The sequence below is a fragment of the Streptomyces sp. SID5910 genome (genome assembly GCF_009862125.1).
Classification (GTDB): Bacteria; Actinomycetota; Actinomycetes; order Streptomycetales; family Streptomycetaceae; genus Streptomyces.
In genome coordinates this window covers 1-3,105 of record NZ_WWHX01000911.1, presented here as the reverse complement: position 1 = coordinate 3,105, position 3,105 = coordinate 1, and the positions used below count along the sequence as shown (strand labels likewise).

5 protein-coding genes and 1 riboswitch are annotated in these 3,105 nt (G+C 74.5%); of the genes, 2 read left to right on the top strand and 3 right to left on the bottom strand.

Going from position 1 to position 3,105, the window contains the following annotated elements; genetic code table 11:
• Window positions 1-67: 67 nt before the first annotated feature.
• The 3 genes from GTW67_RS32680 to thiO form a co-directional block, all read right to left on the bottom strand.
• The gene (locus tag GTW67_RS32680) at window positions 68-862 is read right to left on the bottom strand and encodes a thiazole synthase (protein ID WP_161168373.1); all 795 of its coding nucleotides are present in this window, start codon (window positions 860-862) and stop codon (window positions 68-70) included.
• A 3-nt stretch (window positions 863-865) separates the two neighbouring features.
• Window positions 866-1,066 carry a sulfur carrier protein ThiS gene (gene thiS, locus GTW67_RS32675; RefSeq protein WP_161168372.1) on the bottom strand — a complete coding sequence of 67 codons (201 nt, stop codon included), beginning with the start codon at window positions 1,064-1,066 and terminating at the stop codon, window positions 866-868.
• Window positions 1,063-2,310 (bottom strand): glycine oxidase ThiO, encoded by a 1,248-nt coding sequence (gene thiO / locus GTW67_RS32670; protein WP_161168371.1) that lies wholly within the window; start codon window positions 2,308-2,310, stop codon window positions 1,063-1,065. Before thiO ends, thiS begins: the two co-directional genes overlap by 4 nt.
• Window positions 2,308-2,419: riboswitch (TPP riboswitch) on the bottom strand. (Overlaps the previous gene by 3 nt.)
• A 51-nt stretch (window positions 2,420-2,470) precedes the next feature.
• On the opposite strand from thiO, the gene GTW67_RS32665 reads away from it, so the two are divergent.
• Window positions 2,471-2,821: an avidin-fold protein gene (locus GTW67_RS32665; RefSeq protein WP_161168370.1), complete on the top strand. Its 351-nt coding sequence runs from the start codon at window positions 2,471-2,473 to the stop codon at window positions 2,819-2,821.
• 32 nt (window positions 2,822-2,853) lie between these two features.
• A partial coding sequence (locus tag GTW67_RS32660; protein ID WP_161168369.1) for an FAD-dependent oxidoreductase occupies window positions 2,854-3,105 on the top strand: 252 nt, incomplete at its 3' end.

The window sequence follows — 3,105 nt, the reverse complement described above, 5'->3', positions numbered from 1 at the left end:
CGGGTGGGCGCAGCGGCACCCCGCAACGCCGGGCTGCGCACCCACCCCCTGCCGCAGCGCCCGGCGCCTAGAAAGCGGGCCGCTCCGGATCCAGCACAGCCAAGCCCTCCGCAGGAGAAGACGCCTCGGCGAAGTGCCGCCGAGGAATCCGCCCGGCCCGCCGAGCCAACCGCCCCGCCTCCACCGCGTGCCGCATGCCCTCGGCCATGAGAACCGGCTCCTGCGCCCGCGTCACCGCCGAGGCGAGCATCACACCCGCACACCCCAGCTCCATCGCCAACGCCACGTCCGACGCCGTACCGGCCCCCGCGTCCAGGATCACCGGCACGCGCGCGTGCTCCACGATCAGCTGGAAGTTGTGCGGGTTGCGGATCCCGAGCCCGGACCCGATCGGCGACCCCAGCGGCATGACCGCCGCACACCCGACGTCCTCCAGCTTCCGCGCGAGGACCGGGTCGTCGTTCGTGTACGGCAGCACCGTGAACCCGTCGTCGACCAGTGTCTCCGCCGCGTCCAGCAACTCGATCGGGTCCGGCAGCAGGGTGCGCTCGTCGGCGATGACCTCAAGCTTCACCAGGTCCGTGCCGAGCGCCTCGCGCGCGAGCCGGGCGGTGAGCACCGCCTCCCCGGCGGTGAAACAGCCCGCCGTGTTCGGCAGGACGCCGATGCCGAGCTTCTCCAGCACCGACAGCACGGACCCGTGCACGGAGGCGTTCACGCGGCGCATCGCGACGGTCGTCAGCTGCGTGCCGGACGCCACCAGGGAGCGCTCCAGCACATCGAGGCTGGGCGCCCCGCCGGTGCCCATGATCAGGCGGGACGTGTATGTCGTACCGCCGAGGACGAAGGGATCGTCGGCCATGGTTCAGCCTCCTTGGACGGCGGTGAGGACTTCGACGCGGTCGCCGTCGGACAGGGCGGTGGCGGACCACCGCGTGCGCGGGACGACGGTCTCGTTCAGGGCGGCGGCCACGCCGGACGGCGCCGTGGTGAGCGTGCCCACCAGGGCGTCCAGGGCGGTGCCGGGAGCCACCTCGCGCGGCTCCCCGTTGACGGAGATGTTCATACGGTCTGCTCCGTGAGGAGGGTCTGTTCGGTTGGGCCCTGTTCCGCGCCGGTCCCCTCCGCGAACGCGGCGCCGGCGCCCGCGCCGAAGCGCCGGGGGGTGAAGGGACGCCCCTCCTCCGGGAGCTCCCCGGTGGTCAGGGCGTGCGCCATGACGTCGCCGGTGACCGGGGTCAGCAGCACGCCGTTGCGGTGGTGCCCGGTGGCCAGCAGCAGCCCCTCCAGCGCGGTCGGGCCGAGCAGCGGGGCGTTGTCCGGGGAGCCGGGGCGCAGGCCCGCGCGGGTCTCCGTGAGGGGCAGCTCGGTGATGCCCGGTACCAGCTCGTGGGCGTCGCGCAGCAGCTCGTAGACGCCGCCCGCGGTCACCGTCGTGTCCCAGCCCAGCTCCTCGCTGGTGGCGCCGACGACCAGCTCGCCGCTCTCCCGGGGCACCAGGTAGAGCGGGTTGCCGCGCACCACGGCCCGCACCGTGCGGCTCAGCAGCGGCCCGTGCGCCCGCGGCATGGTCAGGCGCAGCACCTGCCCCTTCACCGGCCGCACCGGCGCCAGTACGGCGTCCGGCACGCCCGCGAGGCGCCCGCTGAGGCTGCCCCCGGCCAGCACGACCTGCCCGGCCTCCAGCACGGTGCCGTCGGCGGTGACGACGCCGGTCGCCCGGTCCCCGGCGACGGTGAGCCGGTCGGCCCACACCCGGTGGAAGACGACGCCCGCGCGCTCGCACGCGGTCACCAGCGCGCCGGCCAGGCGCCGGGGGTCGATCTGGTGGTCGCCGTCCACCCGCAGCCCCCCGCGCACGCCCGGCGCGAGCATCGGCTCCAGGCGTCGGCACTCGCGCCCCGACAGCCACTCGGACTCCAGGCCCGAGCGCTCCTGGAGCGCGTGCAGTTCCCGCAGGTGGGCGCGGTCGTCGGCGTCCAGGGCGACGGCCAGGGTGCCGCAGCGGCGGTAGCCGAGGTCGTGGCCCGTGGCGTCGGTCAGCTCGGCGGCGAACTCCGGATAGCGGCGGGCCGAGGCGAGGTTCAGCGCGAGCAGCGTCTGCTCGCCGTAGTGCAGCTCCGTGACGGCGGCCAGCATTCCGGCGGCCACCTGGGCGGCCCCGCCGCCCGGCTCGGGGTCGACGAGGGCCGTGGCGAGCCCGCGCTGCGCGGACCGCCAGGCCGTGACGAGGCCGATGATCCCGCCGCCCACGACGAGGACGTCCTGCGTACGGGGTGGCACGGATGGTGTGATCGATGGGGACGACATGGGCGTCCAGCCCCTCCCTTCGCCGGCATGACCCGGATCAGGTTCGTACGGTCGGAGGCCGCCAGCCTCCCTCTCAGCCCGGTGCGTCCGGGCTCCCGCGAGTGCTTTACGTTGGCCACCCTAGCCCGCGGCGCGCCGAACTCGTAAGGGAGCCTCCACCGTGGCCCGTTCGCTCGACGGTCTCCTCCTCGCCCCGGTCGCCGACCAGGCCCCCGGGCAGGTGGGCACCCGCACCCGCTTCGCCTACCACGAGGAGGACGGCGTGGTCTGGGCCGAGTACGCGGGCGGCGACGTCGTCCGCGGCCGGCTGGTGGGCACGCGCGCGGGCGACCGGCTCGACTTCCGGTACGTGCAGCTCGGGACCGACGGCGGCACGTCGTCGGGGCACTGCGTGTCGACGGTCGTCGACCTGCCCGACGGGCGGGTGCGCCTGGAGGAGACCTGGGAATGGGAGTCGCGCGAGGGCAGCGGGACGAGCGTTGTGGAGGAGATCACCGCGCACGAGGACTGACCGGCGATTTACCGGGTGTCTAAGGTGATCAGGTGAACGAGCAGACGCAGGAGCGGGGAGCGGACGCGGAACGCCGCGTGGTCGTCGTCGGTGCGGGCATGGCGGGCGTGCAGACCGCGGTCGCCCTGCGCGAACAGGGCTTCACCGGCACCGTGACGCTGATCGGCGCCGAACCCCACCAGCCCTACGACCGCCCCCCGCTGTCCAAGGCCGTCCTGCTCGGCACGGCCGAGGGCTCCGCCTTCGACGTCGACTTCGAGGCGCTCGGCATCGAGCTGCGGCTA

Coding starts and splice junctions, on each gene's coding strand:
- GTW67_RS32680 (WP_161168373.1), bottom strand. CDS start 862: ATGGCCGACGATCCCTTCGTCCTCGGCGGTACGACATACACGTCCCGC.
- thiS (WP_161168372.1), bottom strand. CDS start 1,066: ATGAACATCTCCGTCAACGGGGAGCCGCGCGAGGTGGCTCCCGGCACC.
- thiO (WP_161168371.1), bottom strand. CDS start 2,310: ATGTCGTCCCCATCGATCACACCATCCGTGCCACCCCGTACGCAGGAC.